Source organism: Ruegeria sp. CDSA241, assembly GCF_059611265.1.
This window is the reverse complement of record NZ_JBXWPF010000015.1, coordinates 38,660-63,162: the sequence shown is the minus strand read 5'-3', so window position 1 is coordinate 63,162 and position 24,503 is coordinate 38,660. Positions and strand designations below refer to the sequence as shown.

The window sequence follows — 24,503 nt, the reverse complement described above, 5'->3', positions numbered from 1 at the left end:
TAATACATTCGCATCCCTCCATTCATGTTACAGGCGCAAGAAAACACAAACGATCCGGCTTGTCATCCCCTTTTGAGACTTCAATTTACTCGACCAGCAACTCGGAGCGCGTCAGGGTGAAACCCGAGGCGATCCAGCGCGCCTCGAGCTCGGCCAGTTTCTTGCCCAGCGCCGGGCCGGTAAAGTCAGGGATCAGGTCAGCGGCCCGCACGGGAAAATCCGCTGCTGCCCCGTCCCGGAGCGCTTGCCGCTTATCCTCGGACCAGGGCTGTTCCAACAAAGCACAACGCAGCAGAACTTCGTGCAGGCCGTCCTCTTCGCCATAACGGAACCCAAGCTCGGCAGTGCCCGCGGTTCCCGCGGCCTCATCCCGCATCCGTGTCAGGCGTTGCATCTGGGCCTTGCTCAGACGCAGGGTCTGGGCAATCTCAGGCGTGGCGATGGAGGAAAGTCGCCGGACCGGCTCGGGCTTTGCCCCAGCCTGCTGTTCCAAGGCGATCAGCGGGGCAAGTGATCGATCCTCAACCCCCGGCAATATCTGTGTCAGAACGCCCGTGCTGCGCATGGCAGCGACCGAAGGCGCAGGGTCAGGCGCGGTCAGCAATTTCATAAACTCGGCCCCAACCCGTTCGCGCGACAGGCCTGCCAATCCGTCCAGATTGGTTGAAATGGCCGACAGCGCTTCGGGATCAAACCCGGCTTCGGCATCCCCATACCAGGCGTGAAACCGAAAATAGCGCAGAGACCGCAGATAGTCTTCGCGGATGCGATGCTGGGCGTTGCCTATGAACCGAACCTTTCGGGCCTTTAGATCGGACAATCCATTCAGCGGGTCCAAAAGCGTCCCATCCGGGCCGGCATACAGCGCGTTCATGGTGAAATCGCGCCGCCTGGCATCTTCATCAACATTGTCCGAGAACGCCACAACAGCTCGGCGGCCATCGGTTTCGACATCTCGCCGGAAGGTCGTGATCTCATGCGGGATGCTTTGGCTGACAACGGTTATCGTGCCATGCTCGATCCCAGTTGGGATGGCCTTCAACCCCGCCGCCCGCGTCAAATCCAGCACCTGCTGGGGCGGAGCGTCCGTGGCAATATCCAGATCCGAGACCGGCGCCCCCAAAAGCGCGTTGCGGACGCAACCGCCGACGAAAAGCGCCTGAAAACCGGCATCGATCAAAACGGCGCAGACTGTCTGGGTTGCCGGATTTGTAACCCAGCTTTCTGATAGCTTCATCATTCACTCACCCGCGCAGCCAAGCCCCGCAACATCCGGGCCGTAGCCCCCCAGATGTAATAAGGGCCATAGGGCACGGTGAAATAATACCGCCGCTGGCCCCGCCAGCGACGCGACTCAACGATATAATTCGCAGGGTTTAGAACATGCGCAAGTGGGACTGAAAAAACTTCGTCAACTTCACCCGGCTCAGGAATTGGGTCGAACCCGTCTCGTAGGATCGCGACAACCGGGGTTACGACAAAAGACGTCACGGTTTCATGGGTAGGCAAATGCCCGAGAATTTCAGGCATATCCGAGGAAAGGCCAATCTCTTCCTGTGCTTCCCGCAGGGCGGTTGCGGTTACATCCGGATCAGTCTCATCCTGTTTTCCGCCGGGAAAGGCGATCTGGCCGGGATGGTGTTTCAGCGCCGATGAGCGCTTGGTCAAAAGCAGGCGCGGGGCCTCATTCGTCACAAGAATCGGAACCAGAACCCCGGCTGGACGCAGCTTGCGCCCCGCTGGCAAAACCGCATCAGGGTTCAGATCGAAATCACTGGACCCGTTGCCGGGGCGGCTCAGGGCCGCCCGCAGCTGTTCTGTTGGATCAGGCTTCACCGGCATCGAAGCCAACGGTGACGGGGTCCAATACGTAATGGGCACCACAGAACTGACAATCGGCGGTGACCTGGCCTTCGGGAGTTGTCATCTTTTCGATGTCGCGCGCCGAATAGATCGACAGGCTTTGGCGCACGCGCTCTTCCGAGCAGGTGCAGCCGAACTGAACCGATTGCGCATCATAAACACGTGGCTGTTCTTCGTGAAACAGCCGGATCAACAGGTCGGTTGGCGCAATCGAAGGACCGATCAGTTCAAGGTCATCAACAGTATCCAGAAGGATATTGACGCGCCCCCAATTTTCACCTTCCTCACCGTCAACCAGATCATCCGCCGACAGAATCTGACCGTCACCCTCTGCATTGGCTACAAATGGTGACGCTTTGGGCATGTGCTGCAGCATGATGCCGCCTGCGCGCCAGTGCTCACCGACGCCAGGTTCAGTTGATTTGCCGAAACTCAGTGAAAACCGCGTCGGCAACTGTTCGGACTGTGCGAAATACGCCTCAGCGCATGCGCTGAGAGAGCCGCCAGCCAGCGGTGTGATCCCCTGGTAAGGCTGCGTGCCCTCGCCCTGGTCAATCATGATGGCGAAATAGCCTTCACCCACCTGATCAAACGGTGTGGAATCGGTCAGGCGGTCCGGGTCAAAACTGGCATAGGCGCGGATGCGGGCCAGTTCGCCCTCGGCCTGCGGAGCGTAGTAATCGGTTGCGATCATCCGAACGGCGCCTTTGGACTGAACCTGAAGCGACAGCTTCCAGCGCAGCGAGACGGTCTGGCCGATCAGAGCAGTCAGCAAGGCCATCTCGGCCACCAAAGCCTCGACCTTTTCGGGATAGTCGTGCTGTTTCAGAATGCCATCCAACACTCCGTCCAGCCGCGCCACACGTCCGCGCATATCCGGTATATCAAGTTGAAAGGGCAGGACGGTGTCGTCCCACGCGATTTTTGTTCCAAGAGACATGGGGTTTCCTTAAACGCCACAGATTGGCATACCGCCAGCATATAGGTCGAAGATTTCGGGTTGTAAGGGGCCATACATGATCAGACGGTTCGGTGAAACCCCACAAGCGGGGCGCAAATACACACGACGTGTGGGTGTATACGCATTGTTGCCTCGAGGACGACATCTGTTGCTGACCTGCCAGACAGAGCCCGGCCCTGATCTGCAGTTGCCGGGTGGCGGTATTGACCCGGGCGAATCGCCCATCACCGCCCTGCATCGCGAAGTCTTTGAAGAAACCGGCTGGTTGATTGCCAGCCCGCGGCGGGTCGGCGCCTTTCGCCGTTTCACATACATGCCCGAATATGACCTGTGGGCCGAAAAGGTCTGTTTGATATATCGAGCCCGCCCTGTGCGCCGCATAGGTCCACCTTCAGAGCCATTCCACGAAGCCCTTTGGCTGGACAGTGCGGATGCCGCGCAGATGCTGGGCAACAGCGGCGACCAACATTTCGCTTCGGGACACCTGATGGGGCTTTAAGGCCCGCTGTATTCAAAGAAAACCGCAGATACGTCATCATCCATACCCTGGTCCGGATCCATGGCCTGTGTCAGCCGCCAGAACATATCGTCCAGAAATTCGGGCCCGCTGAGATCGATGGCACAATCCGTCACCATTCTGCACAGCCCCTCTTCTTCCAGCAGGGATCCATCCGCCATCCGGCATTCCGTGAACCCGTCTGAATATAGCAACAGCTTGTCACCGGGCTTCATGTAGGTATCGGTTCGCTGAAACGTGACATCCGGCAACAGTCCGATGGGCAAACCACCTTGCCCCAGATACTCGGTCCCACCATCCTGTCGCAACAACAGCGGATGCGGATGCCCTGCCTGCACCATCTTGAGATGTCCGTTTCGCAGGTCGATAATGGCATAGACCATGGTAAAATACTCTTCGACGCCAGCATCGGCCATAAGGCGGGAATTGAGCATCTCTGCCACCTGATCAGGTGGTAGCAATGCGTAAAATTTATCGAACCGCTTTTCCATCGCCACGTTCTGATCGAAATGTTTGCTGGACAGATACCCGCCCAGCCGTGCTGTCATCATCGCCGAGGTGATGCCGTGGCCGGACACATCGATGCTGTAAAACCCCACTCGGTTGACCCCCGGTGAAAACATTCCCACCAGATCGCCACCGATATGCCCACAAGGTTTCAGCAACATGCTGATACGCGACCTACCGAAATCACGCGTGAGTTCGGGGACCAAAGATTCCTGTATCTTACGCGCCTGAATCAGGTCTTTGTCGATCGCATCATGGACCACTTTCAGTTCTTCGAGCGCGGTCTCGATCATTCGGTTCTTATCAGACAGCTCACGCTGCATATCCAATATCCGTGCGCCCGCAGATATGCGCGCCCGCAATTCATCGGCCTCAAGAGGTTTGATCAGAAAATCATCCGCCCCGGCATCCAGTCCGCGCGCAACCTCCTGCTTTTCGCTTTTTGAAGTCAGAAGGATGAAATAGCTGTATTCGTCATTCTCCAGCGCCCGAAATGCCTGACAGAATTCCAGCCCGCTCATCCCCGGCATGACCCAGTCGCTCAGGACCAGATCGGGGGACATGGCAGCACAGATTTCGATGGCGGCCTCTCCGCTATCGGCCTCGAGCACCTCAAAGCCCCATTTCTTCAGCGAGGCCACAAGGATGCGACGTTGCAGACGACTGTCATCAACGACCAGCACCTTGCGAATCGCACCAAAATCCAGCTCTGCCTTTGTTTCTGCCTGACTGACCTCTGCCACCTGACCCTCAGCTCTGCCACACAATGCGGAACGGGACGACCCTAGCGCACGGCTGTTTAACATCCTGTGAAGGTCGTAAATGCATCCATCTTAACCACGGATTTACCAACGGCCTGTAGTGATAATCGGGTCGTTATCTTTAGGGAAAGGATGGCCATGATCGACTGGTCCTGGGTCAGACAGCTGCGGGACGAGGTCGGCGCCGACGAGTTTGACGAGGTAGTGGAAATCTTTCTCGATGAGGTGCAACAAGGCCTGGAGCATTTGCTGGTCGATGATGATCGGTCTGACTTCGAACAGCATCTACACTCCTTGAAGGGCAGCGCGCTTAGTCTGGGATTCAGGACATTGGCCAGGCTCTGCCAGGATGGTGAGCGCCATTCGGCACAGGGTCAGGCCGCAACCGTCGATATCGCCGAAATAGTCGGCACATTCCGGACCTCAGCAACGGAGTTTCAGGCAGGATTGAACGAGCTCTGAGCGGCGCCGTACAGGCAGCAAACAGGTACACTAGCGATGGGTGACAACCCGGCCCCGTATATTGTCTGTTTCAAACGCAGCTGATCCATCGCCGCGACAGACAACATTGCAGTATGGTCATTTGCTCAGATCACAAACTGGGCGAGGGTCTCGTCCTCGGTGATATCCGTAAAAGTGAACCCGGCTTCATCCAGATGCGCGAACAGACGGGCAAAGTTTTCGGGCTTGCGGGTTTCGATACCAATCAGAACCGAGCCGAAGTTACGTGCCGATTTCTTCATGTATTCAAACCGCGCAATGTCATCCTCGGGGCCAAGGATGTTCAGGAACTCTTTCAATGCGCCAGGGCGCTGTGGCAAGCGCAGGATGAAGTATTTCTTCACCCCCAGATAGCGCTGCGCGCGTTCCTTGACCTCGGGCAGACGTTCGAAATCGAAGTTGCCGCCAGAGGTTACGCAGACAACGGTTTTCCCTCGGATAAAACTCTGAATATCGCTCAGCGCCTCAATCGCGAGGGCCCCGGCGGGTTCCAGAACGATGCCCTCGACATTCAGCATCTCGATCATGGTTGTGCAGATGCGGTCTTCGGACAGGACCAGAGCATCCGACAGATGACGGGATTTCAGCAATTCGAACGGTTTTTCACCGATCCGACCAACTGCAGCACCGTCAACGAAATTGTCCACCTGATCCAATGCCACCGGATGTCCTGCTGCCATTGCCGCGTGCAGACAGGCACCGCCTTTGGGTTCCACAAACAGGCAATGGGTCCGATCGCCAAACCACGTAGCCACGCCCGCAGACATGCCGCCACCGCCTACTGGCAAAAGGATGTGGTCCGGCAACCCACCCAACTGCGCTTCGATCTCAACCGCAAGCGAGGCTTGCCCCTCGATCACATCAACATCGTCAAAGGGCGACAGAAAATGGCCGCCCTGTTCGGTGCACCACGCCTGCGCGGCGGCCAACGTGTCATCGAAATAGTCGCCGGTCAGATGAATCTCGATATTGTCGCCGCCGAATATACGAGTTTTCTGGATTTTCTGCTGCGGCGTCGTCACGGGCATGAAGATCACACCCTTCACATCCATGTGCTTGCACATAAAGGCCACGCCCTGCGCATGATTTCCCGCGCTGGCGCAGACAAACAGGTTCTGTCCCTGCTGTTTGCGCATGGCGTTGAACGCACCGCGGATCTTGTAGGACCGCACCGGGCTGAGGTCCTCACGTTTCAGCCAGATATCGGCCCCGAAACGATCAGACAGATGGGCATTGCGCTGCAGAGGCGTCACCGGAAACACAGAGCGCATCGCCTGTTCGGCAGCGCGGGCGCGGGTCATGAAATCACTCATGCCGGTTTCCCTGCCCCATCATCGCTGAAAGAGCAAGGGATACATATGTGTACGAGTTCAGGTCAGCTGGCGCTTTTCAACGAACACGCCGTACATGGTGGTCAAGATACTGACATTGATCAGCGGCAAAACCAGAACCCCAAAGAACAGTGAGAGCAAAACACCCAGAACCGGGATGAAAGCGAGCGCTGTAAAGACCAACTGGACCACGACCTGGAACACAAAGCTTACAAGCAAAAGAACGATGATCGCGCCACCCGCACCGGCGGTGTTGTTCCAAGCTTGCCCAAGTGTCAACGGTTGCCCAATCGCTGCTGCGGGCAGGATTATGGACAAACGGTAGAAGCCGATGATGAGGAAGACGACAAGGACAATGACAAACACAACTGACAATGCTCCACCGCCCAGCGCTGAAAGTACCGCGCCTGCCGGCAGGAACGCGATGGCCATCAGGATACCCAACAGAAGAACCCGCCCGAAATAGGCCAGAATTCTATCGAACCGGAAGGTTGGGAAAATACCTCTTGGATATTCCTCAAGCAGGACAAAGCGGTGCCACGACACCACAATCCAGAACATCGTCACAAATATCACGACCATAAAGCCCACTAGGAAGCCAATCGCCGATCCGCTCGAAACGCCCGCAGGTAACTCTCCGGTGGTTGTATTAAGTTGATCCAGCGGAACGTCCAATACAAAAAACAGGGCGACAATCACCGCTGTCGCAACCAAAGATGGCCCGAACGTAATCTGCAAAACCTGTTTGAGATTCCCAAAAACCATCCGCACCGAATGTGCAAAAATCTTCCAACCCAACATCTGAAATCTATCCCTTCAACCAATCCTTGTTTTCTTTCCTTCTGTTTCACCCCAAATCCCGACCTGCGTCAACGCAGATAACTTGCCCCCGCGTTCAAAACCCGCTAGGGGCCAGTCGTTCTACGCATAAAGGGAAGTCAGATGTCCGCGCCCAAGAAAGTTGTTCTGGCCTATTCCGGTGGCCTTGATACCTCGATCATCCTGAAATGGCTGCAGACCGAGTATGGTTGTGAGGTCGTAACCTTCACCGCCGATCTGGGTCAGGGCGAGGAGTTGGAGCCCGCCCGCAAGAAGGCCGAGCTGCTGGGGATCAAGCCTGAAAACATCTATATCGAAGACATCCGCGAAGAATTCGTTCGCGATTTCGTTTTCCCTATGTTCCGCGCCAATGCGGTCTATGAGGGGCTGTATCTGCTGGGTACTTCGATCGCCCGCCCTCTGATCTCGAAGCGTTTGGTCGAGATTGCCGAAGCTACCGGTGCTGATGCTGTGGCCCACGGCGCGACCGGTAAGGGCAACGATCAGGTACGGTTCGAACTGGCCGCTTACGCGCTGAACCCTGACATCAAGGTGATTGCCCCGTGGCGCGAGTGGGACTTGTCCAGCCGCACCAAGCTGCTGGAATTTGCCGAGGCGAACCAGATTCCGATCGCCAAGGACAAACGTGGCGAGGCGCCGTTCTCGGTTGATGCCAACCTGCTGCACACCTCATCCGAGGGCAAGGTTCTGGAAGACCCCGCCGATATGGCGCCCGATTACGTCTATCAGCGCACGGTCCACCCCGAGGACGCGCCGAATAAACCAGAATTCATCGAGATCGGGTTCGAAAAAGGTGACGCGGTCAGCATCAATGGCGAGGCGATGAGCCCGGCCACCATCCTGACCAAGCTGAACGAATATGGCGGCAAGCACGGCATTGGGCGTCTCGATCTGGTCGAAGGTCGCTTTGTTGGCATGAAATCGCGCGGTATCTATGAAACACCGGGCGGCACAATCCTGTTGGAAGCACACCGTGGCATCGAATCCATCACCATGGATCGGGGCGCGATGCATCTGAAAGACCAGCTGATGCCTCAATATGCAGAGCTGATCTATAACGGTTTCTGGTACTCGCCCGAGCGCGAGATGCTGCAGGCCGCCATCGACAAATCTCAGGATCATGTCACCGGCACGGTGCGCGTGAAGCTGTACAAAGGTTTGGCATCGACCGTGGGCCGCTGGTCGGAACACTCGCTGTATTCCGAGGCGCACGTGACCTTCGAAGAGGATGCTGGTGCCTACGATCAGAAAGACGCTGCGGGATTCATCCAACTGAACGCCCTGCGCTTGAAACTTCTGGCAGCACGCGACAAACGCCTGTCGAAGTAAGACAGCTGAGATTTTGACCTGAAGACCCGGCAGCCCCTCAGGATGCCGGGTTTTTTATACGTCCATTTTTGCCACCTCCCGTCAGGTCACTCTTGCTCCACCGCAGGATATGTCTTTACCCAAGTCACAACACTGAAAGGATGGGGCATGTTGCAGGATATCGCAGAAGGTATTCAGAACGGTCTGAATGGCAAAAACTTTGATGGGTCGTTGAAATTCGATTGCGGTGATGCCGGTGTGATTGTTCTGGCCGACAATCAGGCGACGACGCAGGATCAGGACACGGATTGCACCATCCGTATCTCACAAGAGAACCTAACCAAGCTGCTGACCGGCAAGCTGAACCCGATGACCGGTATTGCCATGGGCAAGCTCAAGATCTCGGGCAATATGGGTGTGGCGATGAAGCTGGGGCAGTTGCTGGGTTAAGGCGATAAACTCGCCTCACCAGCGCGTGAGAACAGATGTCAGCGCGTTGCGCCTGAGGTTTTCCCAAGGCAGTCTGATCATGGAAGGAGACCCACCATGATCCGAACCACATATCTTGATGCAGTCAAGCCATGGCTTCTGTTTGCGCTGATCCTCATCGTCGCAATGCTGCGCGCCGCGCCTGCACCGGCTGCCGGAACCGAGACGCTGACCGTGGCCGGGGGGTGTTTCTGGTGCGTTGAATCCGATTTCGAATCCGTGCCGGGCGTGGTTCAGGCGGTCTCGGGCTATACCGGGGGCGCAACGGCGGACCCGACCTATGGCGAGGTAACCAAAGGCGGCACAGGCCATTACGAGGCGGTTCAGATTACCTTTGACCCGGCCCGTGTTTCCCGTGAAACCCTGCTGAGCCTGTTTTTCCGCTCGGTTGATCCCACGGATGCGGGCGGACAGTTCTGCGATCGGGGAGAGAGTTACCGCACAGCGATTTTCGTCTCTAATACAGGCGAAAAGGCGTTGGCCGAGGCTGCAAAATCCAAAGCGCAGAACGTCCTGCGTCAAACGATTGTCACCCCGATCCTGCAACAGGACCGGTTTTACCCGGCCGAAGCCTATCATCAGGATTACTATAAGGGCGAAAAACTGGTCTTTACGCGGTTCGGTCCCAAACGCCAGCGCAACGCCTATAAGGCCTATCGCAAAGCCTGCGGTCGCGACGCCCGCGTCAAACAGCTGTGGGGCAGTGACGCGCCCTTTGCCGGGTCTTAATCAAAGCGCGCTTCGCGCACTTCTTTCAGATCAGGAATGACATCCGCCGTACCGTGCCGTGTCACCATCAACGCGGCAGCCCGGTTTGCCTGCAATATTGCCTGCTCCATCGGCATGCCACGATCTATTCCTGCCAGAACGTAACCTGTGAACGTATCGCCCGCACCAGTTGTGTCCACCGCCTGAACCTTGTGAGCCAAAAAATCCGAGGTCGTCCCCTTATGATGATATCGCGCGCCCTTTGATCCGAGGGTCACAATGACATGCTCTATCCCCAACTCGGACAGGCCCTGCCCGGTTGCCTGCCGCAGCTGCTCGGCCTCGACCTCATTTAGGATCAGGAAATCCAGATACGGAAGAACCGCCCGCACTGCATCGGCTTGAAAAGGGGCCGCCGCGTAACAGACAGTCAGCCCCATTTCGCGGCCCATTTTTGCGGCTTCGACCTGCAAGTTGGTTTCGTTTTGCGTCACAATCAGATCACCCTGATCCGCCGATGACAGCGCCTGGCCCAGTTGATCTGACGTAATTGCATGATTTGCGCCTTGAAACAGGATGATATTGTTTTCACCCTCGGCGTCTACGGCGATAATGGCGTGCCCGGTAGGATCTGAAACCTCGGCAATCCACCGGGTATCGACGCCATATTCGGTCAGCCTGTCACGCGCCCAGCGCCCGTCGGGCCCTATGGCCCCAATATGCGCCACCCGCGCGCCGGCCCGCGCGCCGGCGACGGACATATTCGCGCCCTTGCCGCCCAGAAACCGATCCAAACGGTTGGCCGAAAGCGTCTCACCCGCGCCCGGCAGGTGTGGCACATCATAAATCATGTCTGCGTTGATCGAGCCTAGATTCCAGATTGTCATGGCTTAACCAATATCGCAGGAGGCCAGAATGGCCATGTTCAGAATGTCATTGGCCGTCGATATGGTCGAACAGATCTGAATCGGCTTGTCGATGCCCGACAAGATCGGGCCGATCACCGTGGCCCCACCCATTTCCTGCATCAACTTGGTCGAGATCGAGGCCGAATGCCGTGCTGGGACAATCAGGATATTCGCCGGTCCGGTCAGGCGCTGGAACGGATAGTTTGCCTGCTGGTCGACATTCAGCGCCACGTCCACCGTCATTTCACCTTCGTATTCGAAATCTACGCCACGCTGATCCAGAACGGCAGGAGCGCGGTGCATCTTTTCGGCCCGCTCCGACACCGGGTAGCCAAACGTCGAAAAGCTGACAAAGGCAACGCGCGGCTCCAGCCCCATATGGCGGGCAACGGCTGCTGAGCGCTCGGCGATATTGGCCAGATCGTTTTCGTCCGGCCATTCATGGACTAGAGTGTCGCCGATCAGCACGATCCGCCCCTTGTGCAACAGCGCCGTCACACCGGCCGCGCCACGGGCCGCATCTGCATCGAACACATGGTTGATCCGATCCAGCACATGCGCCGATTTACGCGTCGCGCCCGAGACCAAACCGTCGCCATGCCCATGTGCCAGCATCAGCGATGAAAACACATGCCGGTCGCGCGCGGCAAGTCGATGAATATCCTTTCGATCAAAGCCTTTACGCTGCAGGCGATCGTACAAAAAATCAGAATAGGTATCGAGATGCGCAGTGTTGGCGGCATTCACGACCTCCAGCTCACGCACAGCATCGCCCAGCCCGGCCTCTTCCAGCTTTTGCTTGACGTCATCCGGGCGGCCTACGACCAGCGCCTTACCAAAGCCCGAGCGTTGATACATCACCGCAGCCCGCAGCACACGCGGATCGTCGCCCTCGGCAAAGATCATTCGGCTTTGCGCCTGACGGGCCCGCGCGTTCAGGCCGCGCAGAATGCTGGCGGTCGGATCCATGCGGGATTTCAAGCTCAGCTCATACGCGTCCATGTCGATAATCGGGCGCCGCGCCGCGCCGGTATCCATCCCGGCCCGCGCAACGGCGGGCGGAATGCGGTGAATCAGGCGCGGATCGAAAGGTGTCGGGATAATATAGTCGCGCCCAAAGGTCAGCGACTTACCATAGGCCATCGCGACCTCATCAGGGACATCTTCGCGCGCGAGGTTGGCCAGGGCGTGGGCACAGGCAATTTTCATCTCGTCATTGATGGCGCGGGCGTGGATATCCAGCGCACCGCGGAACAGGTAGGGAAAGCCCAACACGTTGTTGACCTGGTTCGGATAATCGCTGCGCCCTGTGGCGACGATGGCATCAACGCGCACTTCGTGGGCCTCTTCCGGCGTAATTTCCGGATCGGGGTTTGCCATCGCAAAAATCACCGGGTTATCGGCCATGCTGGCGACCATATCCTGCGTCACAGCCCCTTTGACCGACACGCCCAGAAAGACGTCTGCGCCTTTCATGGCGTCTTCCAGCGTACGCAGATCTGTGGTGATCGCATGGGCCGATTTCCACTGGTTCATGCCCTCGGTCCGGCCCTGATAGATCACGCCTTTGGTGTCACAAACGATGCAGTTCTCATGCCGCGCGCCCATCGACTTGAGCAGTTCGATACACGCTATCCCAGCAGCCCCGGCACCGTTCAGAACAATCTTCACATCTTCGATCTTCTTGCCCGAGATACGCAGCGCATTCAGCAGGCCCGCCGCACAGATCACCGCCGTGCCATGCTGATCATCGTGGAAGACGGGGATATCCATTTCTTCCTTCAGGCGCTGTTCGATGATGAAACACTCGGGCGCCTTGATGTCTTCCAGATTGATGCCGCCAAAGGTTGGCCCCATCAGTCGCACGGCGCGGCAGAACTCATCCGGGTCTTCGGTGTCCAGCTCGATATCGATCGAGTTTACGTCAGCGAAACGCTTGAACAGGACTGACTTGCCCTCCATCACCGGTTTTGAGCCCAGCGCGCCCAGATTACCAAGACCCAAAACCGCCGTCCCATTCGAAATCACGGCGACCAGATTTCCCTTGTTGGTATAGTCATAGGCCGTTTCTGGATTTTCCGCGATTGCTTCACATGGAACAGCCACGCCGGGGCTGTAGGCCAGCGACAGGTCGCGCTGCGTCGTCATGGGAACGGTGGCTTGTACCTCCCACTTGCCAGGAGTTGGGTCCAGGTGAAAGGCCAGCGCCTCTTCGTTGGTGATCTTCGCTTTGGGCATTTGATACGTCGTTTCTCTGCAACTACGGGGCTTCTGCCTCATAGCGCAGGCACGCGCGCGCCTCAACGAGAATACTTTTGCCTTTCGCACCAGATGGCGGATTTGTAAGGTCGCGACCGAACGCCGTCAAAAGGGATCAACCTTGTCCACAGTCACGCCGATGATGGCGCAATATCTCGAAATCAAAGAGGCCCATGCCGACGCCCTTCTGTTTTACCGGATGGGCGATTTCTACGAGATGTTTTTCGAGGATGCCGTCAACGCCGCCGAGGCGCTGGACATCGCCCTGACCAAACGCGGCAAGCACAACGACGCCGACATCCCGATGTGCGGTGTGCCGGTCCATGCCGCCGAAGGGTACCTGCTGACGCTGATCCGAAAAGGCTTTCGCGTGGCCGTTTGCGAACAGATGGAAAGCCCGGCGGAGGCCAAGAAGAGAGGCTCTAAATCAGTGGTAAAGCGCGGTGTTGTCCGACTGGTGACACCCGGAACACTGACTGAGGACGCGCTGCTAGAGGCTCGCCGCCACAACTTTCTGGCCTGTTATGCCGAGGTGAGGGATGAAGCGGCGCTTGCCTGGGCCGATATCTCAACCGGGGCGTTTCACGTGATGCCTTTGACCTCTGTGCGCCTAAGCCCTGAACTGGCCCGGCTGGCCCCGTCGGAGCTGATCGTGGCGGACGGGGCCGAACAGGTCCTGCACGAACCTGCCCGCGATCTGGGCATCTCGCTGACGCCCATTGGCCGCGCCAGTTTCGACAGCACGGCGGCTGAAAAGCGCATCTGCGCTTTGTTTCACGTGGGCGCGCTGGACGCGTTTGGAAATTTTGGCCGGGCCGAAGTGTCCGCTATGGGCGCATTGATTGACTATTTGGAGATCACGCAAAAAGGCAAATTGCCCCTGCTGCAAACGCCGCTGAAAGAATCCGAGGACCGCGTGGTGCAGATCGACGCCGCAACGCGCCGCAATCTGGAGCTGACCCGGTCGCTGTCTGGCGGGCGCGCCGGATCGCTTTTGTCGGTGGTTGACCGTACAGTCACGCCGGGCGGCGCGCGGTTGTTGGAACAGCGCCTGTCCAGCCCCTCGCGCAATCTGGATGTGATCCACGGGCGGTTGGATGCGGTAAGTTTTGCAGCCGATGACAGCCTGATCGCCCAAGATCTGCGCGATGCCTTGCGCAAAACCCCCGATTTGGACCGCGCCTTGTCGCGCCTGTCGCTGGAACGCGGCGGTCCTCGCGATCTGGCCGCCATCCGCAACGGGCTGGCGCAGGCTGCAACCATAGCCGAACTGTGCAATGCCGGAGATCTGCCGGTATTGCTGGCCACTGCGGTGCAAAACCTGACAGGGTTTGATGATCTGCTGACCCTGCTGGATGAGGCGCTTGTGGCCGAGCCACCTCTGATGGCGCGCGACGGCGGCTTCATTGCCCCCGGCTATGACGCGGAACTGGATGAGGCGCGCACCCTGCGGGACGAAGGCCGCTCGGTCATCGCCGGGTTTCAGCAGAAATATTCCCAGCACACCGGCATCACCTCGCTGAAGATCAAGCATAACAACGTGCTGGGCTATTTCATCGAAACCACGGCCACACATGCCGAAAAGATGTTGAACCCGCCGTTCTCCGAAACCTATATCCACCGGCAAACCACGGCCAATCAGGTGCGGTTCACGACAGTAGAACTGTCCGAGATCGAAACCCGTATCCTGAACGCCGGAAATCATGCTTTGGAGATCGAAAAGCGGCTCTATCAAAGGCTTTCTGATGAGATTCTTACCCGTGCTGCGCAACTGAACCAAGCCGCGCGCGGGCTGGCGGAACTGGACCTAACCACTGCGCTGGCCGATCTGGCACGGGGCGAGAACTGGTGTCGCCCGCAGGTCGATGCCTCTCGTGCCTTTGATATTCAGGGCGGGCGGCATCCGGTTGTTGAACATGCGCTGCGCCAACAAAGCGGTGACGCGTTTATCGCCAATGATTGTGATCTCAGCGCCGAAGATGGTGCTGCAATCTGGTTGCTGACCGGCCCCAACATGGCGGGTAAATCAACCTTCCTGCGGCAGAATGCGCTGATCGCCCTGCTTGCACAGATGGGCAGCTATGTTCCAGCCGAACAAGCCTATATCGGTGTAGTCAGCCAGCTGTTCAGCCGTGTCGGGGCATCTGACGATCTGGCCAGGGGTCGGTCGACCTTTATGGTTGAAATGGTCGAAACCGCCGCCATCCTCAATCAAGCCGACGATCATGCGCTGGTCATTCTGGATGAAATCGGACGCGGGACGGCCACCTATGACGGGCTTTCCATCGCCTGGGCCACGCTCGAACATCTGCACGCCGCCAATAAATGTCGCGCGCTGTTTGCAACGCATTATCACGAGCTGACCGCGCTGGCCGGAAATCTGGAAGGTGTCGACAACGCCACCGTTGCGGTCAAGGAATGGGAGGGCGAAGTGATCTTTTTGCACGAGGTTCACAAAGGCGCCGCAGACCGGTCCTATGGTGTCCAGGTGGCGCAACTGGCTGGCCTGCCGGCATCCGTTGTCGAACGTGCCCGCGTTGTGCTGGACCAGCTGGAGAAAACCGAACGCGAAGGCGGCAAGCAAAAGGCTTTGATCGACGATCTGCCGCTGTTCTCGGCTGCCCCGCCGCCACCGCCTCCCCCAAAAGCTTCACCCGTTGCGGATATGTTGGGTGAGATCTTGCCGGATGAGCTAAGCCCGCGCGAGGCATTGGACCTGATCTATAAATTGAAAGAGGCGGCCAGATCCTGACCGCCTCAATAATTGAATGATATCTTAAGCGCTTAGCTTGCCGGCGTGGACGACACACCCACCTGCGCGGGGCGCAAGAGCCGGTCGTACAGCATAAAGCCTTCTGCAGATACCTGGATGATGTCACCGGCGCGTGTTCCGGGCACGGGGGCCTCGAACATCGCCTCATGCACATTGGGGTCAAACCGATCGCCAACTTCTGGCGTGATCACCTGAATCCCGTGTTTCTGAAACACGTCCTTCAGCGCGCGCATGGTCAGTTCAACACCTTCCAGCAAAGCGCCTGCGACCTCTTTCTGCTCGTCGGTTGCGGCCTCAAGCGCGCGTTTCATATTGTCATAGACCGGCAGCATGTCACGGGCCAGTTTCGAGCCGCCATACTGTTCGGCATCGCGCCGTGCCTTGTCGCCGCGCTTGCGCGCGTTTTCCGCATCGGCCAATGCACGCATGAATTTGTCTTTGTAGTCGTCGCGCTCGGCGCGCAGCTCATCCAGCTCCAGCGCTTCTTCGCTGATCTCAGCAAATTCATCTGCCAGCTCTTCGGCCTCGGCCGTTGCGATATCGTCCAGAAAATCTTCGTTCTTGGGCTCTGCCATCTCTTACCCTCTAGCTCCGGTCGGATATCAGTTTGCCGACCAGTTGCGCCGTATAATCCACGATCGGCACGATCCGTCCATAATTCAGACGTGTGGGCCCGATGACCCCAACCGCACCGATTATCTTACGATCAGCGTTCATATATGGAGACACCACCAAAGAGGAACCCGAAAGTGAGAAAAGTTTGTTCTCAGACCCGATAAAAATACGCACACCTTCGCCTTCTTCGGTCAATTCCAGAAATTCGGCGATGTCGCGCTTGCGTTCGAGGTCGTCAAACAGGGTGCGAATGCGCTCCAACTCATCTGCTTCGCCACGTTCACCCAGCAGATTCGCCCGCCCTCGGACGATCAAACGAGCCGAGTCGCCATCATCCCCGTCCCATGCGGCCATGCCGCTGTCGACCATTTCACGGGCCAGCACGTCAATTTCCTGTTTCCGCGCATCGATCTGGGTCAGCATCTGACGGCGAACCTCGCTGATTGTGCGGCCCTCGATCAGGGCGTTCAGAAAATTCGCCGCTTCCCGCATCGAGCTGGGCGTTTGCCCGGGTGGCGGCTTGAACAGCCGGTTTTCCACCTGACCGTCGGAAAAGACCAAAACCACCAGGGCCCTGTCATGCCCAAGCGACACAAATTCGATATGTTTGATTTCCGCTTCGTGTTTCGGCGTCAAAACCAGTGAGGCCCCTTGTGTCACGTGTGACAAGGCCGCACCGACACGGTCAAGCATCCCGCCGACATCCCCCGAGTTAGCGCCCAGTGTGTCGTCCAGCTTCTGCCGGTCATCCGCGCCCAGATCACCGACCTCCAGCAATCCGTCCACGAACATCCGTAACCCGTGTTGCGTCGGAATCCGCCCCGCACTGACATGAGGGCTGTCGAGCAGGCCCAGAAACTCAAGATCCTGCATCACATTGCGAACCGTCGCCGCACTGACTTTTTCCGACAAAGTGCGCGTCAGGGTACGGCTGCCGACAGGCTCACCGCTATCCAGATAGCTTTCGACAATCAGCCGAAACACCTCGCGCGACCGGTCATTCATCTCGTTCAGAATTTTGCTTGCGTCACTCATCGGCAATCCTCTGCTGGATGGCCATTAAATAGCAGGTAGGCGAAAGGTCAATCAGGGTTGCATCCTGACGCTGCGGGGCGGTATCCCCAAACCAGCAAACAAAGGAATTCCCATGCGACCCTCAGGACGTGATCTAAACGAAATGCGCGCCGTTTCAATCGAAACGGGATTTACCAAACATGCCGAAGGTTCCTGCCTGATTAAGATGGGCGATACCCATGTGTTGTGCACTGCCACGATCGAAGATCGCGTGCCACCGTTCATCAAAGGTTCGGGCCTGGGCTGGGTTACCGCTGAATACGGCATGCTGCCCCGTGCGACCAATACACGGATGCGGCGCGAGGCTGCCAGCGGTAAGCAGGGTGGTCGTACCGTGGAAATCCAGCGTTTGATCGGCCGTGCCCTGCGTGCAGGTGTCGATCGAGTTGCCTTGGGTGAACGCCAGATCACCGTCGACTGCGATGTGATCCAGGCCGATGGTGGCACCCGATGTGCCTCGATCACAGGCGGTTGGGTTGCGCTGCGTCTTGCGGTCAACAAGCTAATGAAAACGGGTGACGTGATCTCGGACCCGCTGGTTGACCCGGTTGCAGCTGTGTCCTGCGGTATTTACGCCGGTCAACCGGTGCTGGATCTGGATTACCCCGAAGACAGCGAAGCCGGCGTGGACGGCAACTTTATCATGACCGGGTCCGGCAAATTGATCGAAGTTCAAATGAGCGCGGAGGGCTCGGTCTTTAGCCGCGTTCAGATGGATCAACTAATGGATCTGGCTGAACAGGGCGTTAGTGAACTGGCTGCTGCGCAAAAGGCCGCCACCGCATGACCCGCAAGTTCGACGGCGATAGGTTGCTGGTGGCCACGCATAACAAAGGCAAGCTTGAGGAGATGGCACATCTGCTTGAACCCTTTGGCGTCACTGTTATCGGCGCCGCTGACATGGACCTGCCTGAACCGGAAGAGACCGAGGATACATTCGTCGGCAATGCCCGGATCAAGGCCCATGCCGCCGCCAAAGCCACCGGCCTTCCTGCCCTGTCGGACGATTCCGGGATCACCGTCGACGCGCTGGATGGCGCGCCAGGCGTATATACCGCCGATTGGGCAGAAACCGGCAATGGCCGCGATTTCCTGATGGCGATGACACGCGCACATGAGGAGCTTGAGGCGAAGAACGCCGCCCATCCCCGCACCGCACAATTTCGCTGCACGTTGGTTTTGGCCTGGCCCGACGGGCATGATGAGGTGTTCGAAGGCATCGCCCCCGGTCACTTGGTCTGGCCCATTCGCGGTGCGGACGGCTTTGGTTATGATCCAATGTTTGTGCCCGAGGGTCATGACATTACCTTTGCCGAGATGGATCGCTGGGAAAAGAACAAGATCAGCCATCGCGGTCGCGCGGTTGAGATGTTCGTGAAAGGCTGTTTTGGCGGATGATTGGCGCAATGGGGGCTTTGGCCTGTATGTGCATTGGCCCTTTTGCGAGGCCAAATGCCCCTATTGCGATTTCAACAGCCATGTTTCAAAAAATATAGATCAAAAACAATGGCTTGATGCATATCTGGTCGAGCTGCGCCGTAGCGCTTCCGAAACCCCCAACCGTGTCCTGAACACCATCTTCTTTGGCGGCGGCACCCCGTCTCTGATGGATCCCGAAACCGTCGCCGCAGTGATTGATACCGCCCGCGCCCTTTGGCACCCCGCCAATGACATGGAAATCACACTTGAAGCCAATCCCAGCTCGGTCGAGGCGGGACGGTTCGCAGCCTACCGGGAAGCAGGCGTCAACCGTATCTCAATGGGGGTTCAGGCGCTGAATGATGACGATCTGCGCCGGTTGGGCCGCATTCACAGCGTGGCCGAAGCGCGGGCTGCTTATGACATAGCCCGTCATTGTTTTGAACGGGTCAGCTTTGACCTGATCTATGCGCGGCAACATCAAACCCTTGATGCCTGGCGCGCAGAGTTGACCGAAGCCCTGTCGATGGCGGTCGATCACCTGTCGCTGTACCAACTGACCATAGAAGACGGAACCGCCTTTGGTGATCGCTATGCCGTGGGCAAGCTACGCGGCCTGCCCTTGGATGATAGCGCCGCCGATATGTATCTGGCCACGCAAAAGATCTGCGAGGCTCATGGTCTGCCCGCCTATGAGGTATCGAACCACGCCCGCCCCGGCGCGGAATCACAGCACAATCTGATCTATTGGCGCTATGGTGACTATGTCGGCATTGGCCCCGGCGCCCATGGACGGATCACCCAGAATGGCCAGAAATACGCGACTGAAACCTATCTGAATCCGCAGCGGTGGTTGGACGCGGCTTCCTGTGGTAGCGGAGAGAAAGAACGCGCCGCATTGTCGCGTGAAGATCAGGCAAGTGAATACCTTATGATGGGCCTTAGGGTTACCGGCGGGCTAGATATAGATAGATATATGGGAATATCAGGCCACCCCTTACCACAAGACCCATTGGGCCATCTTCAGGATATCGGCATGGTTCAAATGCTGGATGGTAGACTGATGGCCACAACCGACGGGCGTGCCGTCTTGAACGCGGTGATCCGCGAACTTTTGGGGTAGACCATGCAATATCTGTGGGCAGGGCTTGGATTGTTATGTGTCGGGCTGGCCGCTGTTGGGGTGGTACTTCCCCTACTACCAACGGTTCCATTTCTGCTACTCGCCGCCTTCTTCTTTGCCCGCTCGTCTTCACGGCTGCATAGCTGGCTGATAACGCACCGACTGTTTGGCCCAATGATCGTCGATTGGCAGAGTTCAGGCGCGATTCGTCCGGCCGCAAAAAAGGCGGCCACCCTGTCGGTCACCGCTGTATTTGGATTATCGGTCATGATGTCTGCGCCGTCTCATGTCCTGATCATCCAGGCGATTGTACTAGGCGGCGTGATGTTCTTTATCTGGACCCGCCCTAGCGGCTGAGCTTGGAACAAAGATCATCCAGTTGATCCAGGTTCTCATAGGTCAGGACCACCTGCCCCGTTTCCGAGCCCGCTTTGTGATTGATCGCCACTTTCATCGCCAGAATCGCGGAAAGATCCTTTTCCAGCGCCCGGGTATCCGCATCTTTACCCGCATTCAGATCCCGAGACCTTGGTGCCGGTCGGGCCGCATCCCCCTGCTGTTGCTTCTTCACCAGCGCTTCCGTTGCCCGCACCGACAGCCCATCTTTGACAATTTGCTTTGCAAGGTCCGAGGCATTCTCGGCCGTGATCAGCGTTCGCGCATGGCCAGCCGATAATTTTCCTTCTATTACAAGGGTTTGTACATCCATTGGCAGGGACAACAGGCGCAGCAAATTGGCAATATGACTGCGGCTTTTGCCCAATGCTTCAGCCAGCTTTTCTTGCGTATGACCAAAGCGGTCCATCAGCTGCTTATAGCCGGCCGCCTCTTCCACCGCATTCAAATCCGCGCGCTGAATGTTTTCGATAATGGCGACTTCCAGAACCTCAGTGTCATCAAAATCGCGAACGATAACGGGGATATCATGCAACTGCGCCATTTGCGCCGCGCGCCAGCGGCGTTCACCCGCGACGATTTCATAATCGCCTTCGGCAATTTCTCGGACGATCAGAGGCTGAATGATCCCCTTCACTTTGACCGAAGCGGCAAGCTCATCCAGATGTTCCCGGGCAAAGGTGCGGCGCGGCTGATTTGGGTTTGCGTGAAGCTTTTCGATTGGAATCGTCAGGTCCGGCCGCCGTGAATCAGTTGGCACGCGTCCCTGGGGCTCTTGTGTGACATCTGCCATCAACGCCGAAAGCCCGCGACCCAACCCTCTTGGTTTTGATTTTCTGGCTGTCACAGGGTCCTCCTAGTACCGCTCAGACTGCGGTTTTATTGTTCTTATGCATGACTTCCCGGGCCAAATGCCGATAGGCCATCGCGCCCAGAGACCCCGAGTCATATTGCAAAACCGGCAACGCGTATGACGGAGCCTCACTGACCCGCACATTTCTGGGTATTTTGGTTTTAAATACCATCTCACCCAGATTGTCACGTGCGTCTTTTTCGACCTGACGGGACAAGTTGTTGCGGTTGTCATACATAGTCAGCACAACACCTTCGATTCTGAGGTCTGGATTCGCAGTCTGTCGCACCTCGCGAATGGTCAGCATGAGCTGAGACAAACCCTCTAATGCGAAGAACTCGCTTTGCAATGGCACCAGTACGGAATGCGCTGCGACCATCGCGTTTACCGTCAGAAGATTCAGCGATGGCGGACAGTCAATCAGGACGAAATCCAGATCGTACTTATCAATAGCAGTCTGGCGTAACGCGTCATGCAGTAAATAGCTGCGTTTTTCGTTCGAAATCAGTTCGATATCGGCGGAACTGAGGTCTACCGTAGCGGGGACAACGAGAATACCTTCAATCTCCGAGTCCTGAACGACCGCATCCAAAGGCGCATCATCCAGAATCAGATCATAAGTTGTCCAATCTCGATCCTCGACGCCTAAACCGGTTGAAGCATTTCCCTGTGGATCCAGATCAACCACTAAAACCCTGCATCCGGCCTCGGCCAGGCCTGCTGCCAAGTTTATGGCTGTTGTCGTCTTCCCAACTCCGCCCTTCTGGTTGGCTACCGCTATGATCCGGGGGCCTGAGGGACGAGATAGATCAACCACGTGATACTCCTTTGACCTTGAGGATGACGGCTTGGGGTTCTGTTAAACTTGTAATCGGATCACAGGTGAAATTCCATTCTTCCTGCGCATCCTGTACCTCTTTTTTCCAGCTTACACCTTTCGGCAACAAAGCGACGCCAGAATCGCCTAAATGTCTGTCACAAAAAGATAATAATACCCCGAGATCTGCCAAGGCGCGGGCAGACAAAACATCTGCATTCAGGGGGTCCACCGCTTCAATGCGTTTCGCCACCACTTTACAGTTTGCGCCACATTCCCGGGATACATTGCGTAAAAACGCAGATTTTCGCTGATCGCTTTCAACAAAGGTAAATTTTGCGTCTGGCGCTTCTTCAATCGCCATGATTGCACAGACCATACCAGGAAACCCGCCACCACTTCCAATATCAACCCAATGCGAAAAGTTCTCGGCACATCGAAAAACCTGAACGGAATCCAAAATGTGCCGTGTCCAGATTTCGGACAAGCTTTTGCGCGATACGAGGTTGATTTTCGGGTTCCAGCGCTCGACAAGGGCAACATATGTTGCCAGTCGATCAAATGTTTCACGTGAAACATTCAGACCGTCAAACAGCTCTTCCTTCATGCTTTGCGCACCCTCTGATCTCGGCGAAGCTTGGCCAACACCAAAGTCAGCGCTGCCGGCGTCACACCCTCTATCCGGCTTGCCTGCGCTACATTCTCGGGACGGGCGTTGGACAACTTCTGCTTCATCTCTGACGACAGCCCATCCAATGCGAAGAAGTCAAAATCACGCGGAATCTCATAGGCTTCATCGCGTTTCATCGCTTCGACATCACGTCTTTGCCGCTCGATATAATTCGCATACAGCGCATCGCGTTCCACTTGCTGCCGAATGCCTGATTCAACGTCCTGCAACTCAGGAATCAAGGGAACAAGGTCCTCAAAGCTCACATCAGGAAAGGCCAAAATCGCCATACCATCGCGGCGATTGCCATCCTGATTGACCTTGATACCAGCTTCTCGCACTTCTTTCGGAGTATAGGTATGATCTGTGAGCTTCTTTTTTGCAGCCTCCAACTTCTCCATTTTTTCAGAGAAGTGCTTGCGGCGCGTCTCGCTTACGCAACCTAGGCGTATGCCAATAGGTGTCAGTCGTTGGTCGGCATTATCGGCGCGCAAAGACAATCTAAACTCTGCCCGTGAGGTAAACATCCGATAAGGTTCCGCCACTCCGCGAGTAGTCAGGTCATCGACCATGACGCCAATATAACTGTCGGAACGCGTGAAATGGATTGGATCCCGACCCGAGACCTGAAGGGCAGCATTGAGGCCAGCCACCATTCCCTGAGCTGCAGCTTCCTCATATCCTGTGGTGCCGTTAATCTGACCCGCAAGATATAGTCCTGGCGCCTCAGGCAACGACAGTGATGATGTCAGAACGCGAGGATCTACGTAGTCATATTCGATGGCGTAGCCAGGTTGGAGGATCTCTGCCTTTTCCAGCCCCTTAATGGATCTGACATAATCGACCTGAACATCCTGTGGCAGTGAGGTAGAAATTCCATTCGGATAGATTGTGTGATCATTCACACCTTCTGGCTCGAGGAAAATCTGATGAGATTCCTTATCCGCAAACCGCACAATCTTATCTTCGATCGAAGGGCAATATCTGGGGCCTATACCGTCAATATGTCCCCCATACATCGCCGATCTGGAAAGATTCTTTTCAATGATCTCATGTGTTCTGGCATTGGTATGCGTAATCCCGCAAGAAATCTGCGGTGCCACCACCCCCATCGAAAGGAATGAGAACAGCGTAGGTTCATCATCGCCGTCCTGACGTTCGAGACCTGACCAATCAATCGTCCGACCATCCAGCCGGGGCGGTGTCCCCGTTTTCAAGCGTCCTAGCGGCAGGTTAAGGCGATCCAAACGCTCGGCCAGCTTTACCGAGGGACGGTCCCCCATACGCCCGCCAGGGCGCGATACGTCACCAATGTGAATAACGCCTCTCAAAAATGTCCCAGACGTCAGGATCACAGCGCCGGCCCGTATTTCAGACTCATCCGCCAATCGAATTCCGGTAACAGCAGGTCCATTCACCAGGAAATCTGTCACCTCGCCGACTACGACGCTGAGGTTCGGCTGTGCCGTGGTTTCTCGCTGCATCGCAGCTCGGTACAAAGCCCGGTCTGCCTGCGTTCTGGGCCCCTGAACTGCGGGGCCTTTACGGCGATTCAGCAAACGAAACTGAATTCCCGCCTGGTCTGCGACGCGCCCCATCACCCCGTCCAACGCGTCAATTTCGCGAACAAGATGCCCTTTGCCGAGGCCCCCAATAGCGGGGTTACAGGACATTACGCCGATATCAGTGGCCGACAGAGTCACAAGGGCGGTAGTCGCACCCATCCGGGCGGCCGCATGGGCCGCTTCTGTTCCGGCGTGGCCCGCTCCGATAACGACGACGTCAAAATCCGAATGTTTCACGTGAAACA

General features: G+C 57.0%; 24 protein-coding genes. 10 read left to right on the top strand and 14 right to left on the bottom strand.

Annotated elements, in window-relative coordinates; translation table 11 throughout:
• Positions 1-85: 85 nt before the first annotated feature.
• Genes AC2FJV_RS14310 through hslO form a run of 3 tightly spaced genes read right to left on the bottom strand, consistent with a single transcriptional unit; the run spans position 86 to position 2,803 of the window.
• Positions 86-1,237 carry a CCA tRNA nucleotidyltransferase gene (locus AC2FJV_RS14310; RefSeq protein ID WP_496713993.1) on the bottom strand — a complete coding sequence of 384 codons (1,152 nt, stop codon included), beginning with the start codon at positions 1,235-1,237 and terminating at the stop codon, positions 86-88.
• Positions 1,237-1,842, bottom strand: coding sequence for a CoA pyrophosphatase (locus AC2FJV_RS14305; RefSeq protein ID WP_496690243.1), 606 nt, complete (start codon positions 1,840-1,842; stop codon positions 1,237-1,239). Before AC2FJV_RS14305 ends, AC2FJV_RS14310 begins: the two co-directional genes overlap by 1 nt.
• The gene (hslO, locus tag AC2FJV_RS14300) at positions 1,826-2,803 is read right to left on the bottom strand and encodes an Hsp33 family molecular chaperone HslO (RefSeq protein ID WP_142637378.1); all 978 of its coding nucleotides are present in this window, start codon (positions 2,801-2,803) and stop codon (positions 1,826-1,828) included. The genes AC2FJV_RS14305 and hslO overlap by 17 nt, the downstream gene beginning before the upstream one ends.
• Before the next feature lie 76 nt (positions 2,804-2,879).
• Between hslO and AC2FJV_RS14295 the strand changes: the two genes are divergently transcribed.
• The gene (locus AC2FJV_RS14295; RefSeq protein WP_496713974.1) at positions 2,880-3,323 is read left to right on the top strand and encodes an NUDIX hydrolase; all 444 of its coding nucleotides are present in this window, start codon (positions 2,880-2,882) and stop codon (positions 3,321-3,323) included.
• Here the strand turns inward: AC2FJV_RS14295 and AC2FJV_RS14290 are convergent.
• Complete coding sequence (locus tag AC2FJV_RS14290) at positions 3,320-4,591, bottom strand: PP2C family protein-serine/threonine phosphatase (RefSeq protein ID WP_246097238.1); 1,272 nt, start codon at positions 4,589-4,591, stop codon at positions 3,320-3,322. The genes AC2FJV_RS14295 and AC2FJV_RS14290 overlap by 4 nt on opposite strands.
• A 156-nt stretch (positions 4,592-4,747) precedes the next feature.
• Here AC2FJV_RS14290 and AC2FJV_RS14285 point away from each other — a divergent pair, with 156 nt between their 5' ends.
• Positions 4,748-5,071, top strand: a complete 324-nt coding sequence (locus AC2FJV_RS14285) for an Hpt domain-containing protein (RefSeq protein WP_496694365.1) — start codon at positions 4,748-4,750, stop codon at positions 5,069-5,071.
• A 125-nt stretch (positions 5,072-5,196) separates the two neighbouring features.
• Here the strand turns inward: AC2FJV_RS14285 and ilvA are convergent, their stop codons facing one another.
• Together ilvA and AC2FJV_RS14275 are read right to left on the bottom strand one after the other, a co-directional pair.
• Positions 5,197-6,423 (bottom strand): threonine ammonia-lyase IlvA, encoded by a 1,227-nt coding sequence (gene ilvA, locus AC2FJV_RS14280; protein ID WP_142637386.1) that lies wholly within the window; start codon positions 6,421-6,423, stop codon positions 5,197-5,199.
• 57 nt (positions 6,424-6,480) lie between these two features.
• Positions 6,481-7,242: a hypothetical protein gene (locus AC2FJV_RS14275; RefSeq protein ID WP_496692608.1), complete on the bottom strand. Its 762-nt coding sequence runs from the start codon at positions 7,240-7,242 to the stop codon at positions 6,481-6,483.
• Between the two features lie 141 nt (positions 7,243-7,383).
• Between AC2FJV_RS14275 and AC2FJV_RS14270 the strand changes: the two genes are divergently transcribed.
• The 3 genes from AC2FJV_RS14270 to msrA all read left to right on the top strand — a co-directional run bounded on the left by AC2FJV_RS14270 (position 7,384) and on the right by msrA (position 9,807).
• Positions 7,384-8,610 (top strand): argininosuccinate synthase, encoded by a 1,227-nt coding sequence (locus AC2FJV_RS14270; protein WP_496713973.1) that lies wholly within the window; start codon positions 7,384-7,386, stop codon positions 8,608-8,610.
• A 147-nt stretch (positions 8,611-8,757) separates the two neighbouring features.
• The gene (locus AC2FJV_RS14265; protein ID WP_496703247.1) at positions 8,758-9,039 is read left to right on the top strand and encodes an SCP2 sterol-binding domain-containing protein; all 282 of its coding nucleotides are present in this window, start codon (positions 8,758-8,760) and stop codon (positions 9,037-9,039) included.
• Between the two features lie 96 nt (positions 9,040-9,135).
• The gene (gene msrA / locus AC2FJV_RS14260) at positions 9,136-9,807 is read left to right on the top strand and encodes a peptide-methionine (S)-S-oxide reductase MsrA (RefSeq protein ID WP_496713972.1); all 672 of its coding nucleotides are present in this window, start codon (positions 9,136-9,138) and stop codon (positions 9,805-9,807) included.
• Here msrA and AC2FJV_RS14255 read toward each other — a convergent pair.
• Positions 9,804-10,673: a ribokinase gene (locus AC2FJV_RS14255; RefSeq protein ID WP_496713971.1), complete on the bottom strand. Its 870-nt coding sequence runs from the start codon at positions 10,671-10,673 to the stop codon at positions 9,804-9,806. The genes msrA and AC2FJV_RS14255 overlap by 4 nt on opposite strands.
• A 3-nt stretch (positions 10,674-10,676) precedes the next feature.
• Positions 10,677-12,932 carry an NADP-dependent malic enzyme gene (locus tag AC2FJV_RS14250; RefSeq protein WP_142637398.1) on the bottom strand — a complete coding sequence of 752 codons (2,256 nt, stop codon included), beginning with the start codon at positions 12,930-12,932 and terminating at the stop codon, positions 10,677-10,679.
• Positions 12,933-13,092: 160 nt separating this feature from the next.
• Here AC2FJV_RS14250 and mutS point away from each other — a divergent pair, with 160 nt between their 5' ends.
• Positions 13,093-15,705: a DNA mismatch repair protein MutS gene (gene mutS, locus AC2FJV_RS14245; protein WP_496713992.1), complete on the top strand. Its 2,613-nt coding sequence runs from the start codon at positions 13,093-13,095 to the stop codon at positions 15,703-15,705.
• A 32-nt stretch (positions 15,706-15,737) separates the two neighbouring features.
• Here the strand turns inward: mutS and AC2FJV_RS14240 are convergent, their stop codons facing one another.
• Entirely contained in the window at positions 15,738-16,301 is a 564-nt protein-coding gene (locus AC2FJV_RS14240) for a nucleotide exchange factor GrpE (protein ID WP_142637400.1), read from the bottom strand.
• Positions 16,302-16,311: 10 nt separating this feature from the next.
• Positions 16,312-17,376 (bottom strand): heat-inducible transcriptional repressor HrcA, encoded by a 1,065-nt coding sequence (hrcA, locus tag AC2FJV_RS14235; RefSeq protein ID WP_281995819.1) that lies wholly within the window; start codon positions 17,374-17,376, stop codon positions 16,312-16,314.
• Between the two features lie 112 nt (positions 17,377-17,488).
• Here hrcA and rph point away from each other — a divergent pair, with 112 nt between their 5' ends.
• From rph to AC2FJV_RS14215, 4 genes are read left to right on the top strand one after another with little or no spacing between them, the layout of a single operon-like run.
• A complete protein-coding gene (gene rph, locus AC2FJV_RS14230) occupies positions 17,489-18,202 on the top strand; it encodes a ribonuclease PH (RefSeq protein ID WP_496692602.1) in 714 nt (237 codons plus the stop codon).
• Positions 18,199-18,813: an RdgB/HAM1 family non-canonical purine NTP pyrophosphatase gene (gene rdgB / locus AC2FJV_RS14225; protein WP_496713970.1), complete on the top strand. Its 615-nt coding sequence runs from the start codon at positions 18,199-18,201 to the stop codon at positions 18,811-18,813. The genes rph and rdgB overlap by 4 nt, the downstream gene beginning before the upstream one ends.
• Positions 18,803-19,957 carry a radical SAM family heme chaperone HemW gene (gene hemW, locus AC2FJV_RS14220; RefSeq protein ID WP_496690204.1) on the top strand — a complete coding sequence of 385 codons (1,155 nt, stop codon included), beginning with the start codon at positions 18,803-18,805 and terminating at the stop codon, positions 19,955-19,957. The genes rdgB and hemW overlap by 11 nt, the downstream gene beginning before the upstream one ends.
• Positions 19,958-19,960: 3 nt before the next feature.
• Positions 19,961-20,314, top strand: a complete 354-nt coding sequence (locus tag AC2FJV_RS14215) for a YbaN family protein (RefSeq protein ID WP_142637410.1) — start codon at positions 19,961-19,963, stop codon at positions 20,312-20,314.
• Here the strand turns inward: AC2FJV_RS14215 and AC2FJV_RS14210 are convergent.
• Genes AC2FJV_RS14210 through mnmG form a run of 4 tightly spaced genes read right to left on the bottom strand, consistent with a single transcriptional unit; the run spans position 20,304 to position 24,495 of the window.
• Positions 20,304-21,200 (bottom strand): ParB/RepB/Spo0J family partition protein, encoded by an 897-nt coding sequence (locus AC2FJV_RS14210; RefSeq protein ID WP_496713969.1) that lies wholly within the window; start codon positions 21,198-21,200, stop codon positions 20,304-20,306. The two genes, AC2FJV_RS14215 and AC2FJV_RS14210, sit on opposite strands and share 11 nt — an antisense overlap.
• A 19-nt stretch (positions 21,201-21,219) precedes the next feature.
• Positions 21,220-22,023 carry a ParA family protein gene (locus tag AC2FJV_RS14205; protein ID WP_142637414.1) on the bottom strand — a complete coding sequence of 268 codons (804 nt, stop codon included), beginning with the start codon at positions 22,021-22,023 and terminating at the stop codon, positions 21,220-21,222.
• The gene (rsmG, locus tag AC2FJV_RS14200; protein ID WP_142637416.1) at positions 22,016-22,630 is read right to left on the bottom strand and encodes a 16S rRNA (guanine(527)-N(7))-methyltransferase RsmG; all 615 of its coding nucleotides are present in this window, start codon (positions 22,628-22,630) and stop codon (positions 22,016-22,018) included. The genes AC2FJV_RS14205 and rsmG overlap by 8 nt, the downstream gene beginning before the upstream one ends.
• Positions 22,627-24,495 carry a tRNA uridine-5-carboxymethylaminomethyl(34) synthesis enzyme MnmG gene (gene mnmG, locus AC2FJV_RS14195; protein ID WP_281973387.1) on the bottom strand — a complete coding sequence of 623 codons (1,869 nt, stop codon included), beginning with the start codon at positions 24,493-24,495 and terminating at the stop codon, positions 22,627-22,629. Before mnmG ends, rsmG begins: the two co-directional genes overlap by 4 nt.
• Positions 24,496-24,503 lie beyond the last annotated feature (8 nt).

What these genes read in the sequence shown, in the direction of transcription:
- AC2FJV_RS14295 (WP_496713974.1), top strand. Translation starts at nt 2,880, where the DNA reads ATGATCAGACGGTTCGGTGAAACCCCACAAGCGGGGCGCAAATACACA.
- AC2FJV_RS14265 (WP_496703247.1), top strand. Translation starts at nt 8,758, where the DNA reads ATGTTGCAGGATATCGCAGAAGGTATTCAGAACGGTCTGAATGGCAAA.
- hslO (WP_142637378.1), bottom strand. Translation starts at nt 2,803, where the DNA reads ATGTCTCTTGGAACAAAAATCGCGTGGGACGACACCGTCCTGCCCTTT.
- mutS (WP_496713992.1), top strand. Translation starts at nt 13,093, where the DNA reads ATGATGGCGCAATATCTCGAAATCAAAGAGGCCCATGCCGACGCCCTT.
- AC2FJV_RS14285 (WP_496694365.1), top strand. Translation starts at nt 4,748, where the DNA reads ATGATCGACTGGTCCTGGGTCAGACAGCTGCGGGACGAGGTCGGCGCC.
- hrcA (WP_281995819.1), bottom strand. Translation starts at nt 17,376, where the DNA reads ATGAGTGACGCAAGCAAAATTCTGAACGAGATGAATGACCGGTCGCGC.
- msrA (WP_496713972.1), top strand. Translation starts at nt 9,136, where the DNA reads ATGATCCGAACCACATATCTTGATGCAGTCAAGCCATGGCTTCTGTTT.
- rph (WP_496692602.1), top strand. Translation starts at nt 17,489, where the DNA reads ATGCGACCCTCAGGACGTGATCTAAACGAAATGCGCGCCGTTTCAATC.
- ilvA (WP_142637386.1), bottom strand. Translation starts at nt 6,423, where the DNA reads ATGAGTGATTTCATGACCCGCGCCCGCGCTGCCGAACAGGCGATGCGC.
- AC2FJV_RS14255 (WP_496713971.1), bottom strand. Translation starts at nt 10,673, where the DNA reads ATGACAATCTGGAATCTAGGCTCGATCAACGCAGACATGATTTATGAT.
- rsmG (WP_142637416.1), bottom strand. Translation starts at nt 22,630, where the DNA reads ATGAAGGAAGAGCTGTTTGACGGTCTGAATGTTTCACGTGAAACATTT.
- AC2FJV_RS14310 (WP_496713993.1), bottom strand. Translation starts at nt 1,237, where the DNA reads ATGAAGCTATCAGAAAGCTGGGTTACAAATCCGGCAACCCAGACAGTC.
- AC2FJV_RS14270 (WP_496713973.1), top strand. Translation starts at nt 7,384, where the DNA reads ATGTCCGCGCCCAAGAAAGTTGTTCTGGCCTATTCCGGTGGCCTTGAT.
- AC2FJV_RS14250 (WP_142637398.1), bottom strand. Translation starts at nt 12,932, where the DNA reads ATGCCCAAAGCGAAGATCACCAACGAAGAGGCGCTGGCCTTTCACCTG.
- AC2FJV_RS14305 (WP_496690243.1), bottom strand. Translation starts at nt 1,842, where the DNA reads ATGCCGGTGAAGCCTGATCCAACAGAACAGCTGCGGGCGGCCCTGAGC.
- AC2FJV_RS14215 (WP_142637410.1), top strand. Translation starts at nt 19,961, where the DNA reads ATGCAATATCTGTGGGCAGGGCTTGGATTGTTATGTGTCGGGCTGGCC.
- AC2FJV_RS14275 (WP_496692608.1), bottom strand. Translation starts at nt 7,242, where the DNA reads ATGTTGGGTTGGAAGATTTTTGCACATTCGGTGCGGATGGTTTTTGGG.
- AC2FJV_RS14240 (WP_142637400.1), bottom strand. Translation starts at nt 16,301, where the DNA reads ATGGCAGAGCCCAAGAACGAAGATTTTCTGGACGATATCGCAACGGCC.
- rdgB (WP_496713970.1), top strand. Translation starts at nt 18,199, where the DNA reads ATGACCCGCAAGTTCGACGGCGATAGGTTGCTGGTGGCCACGCATAAC.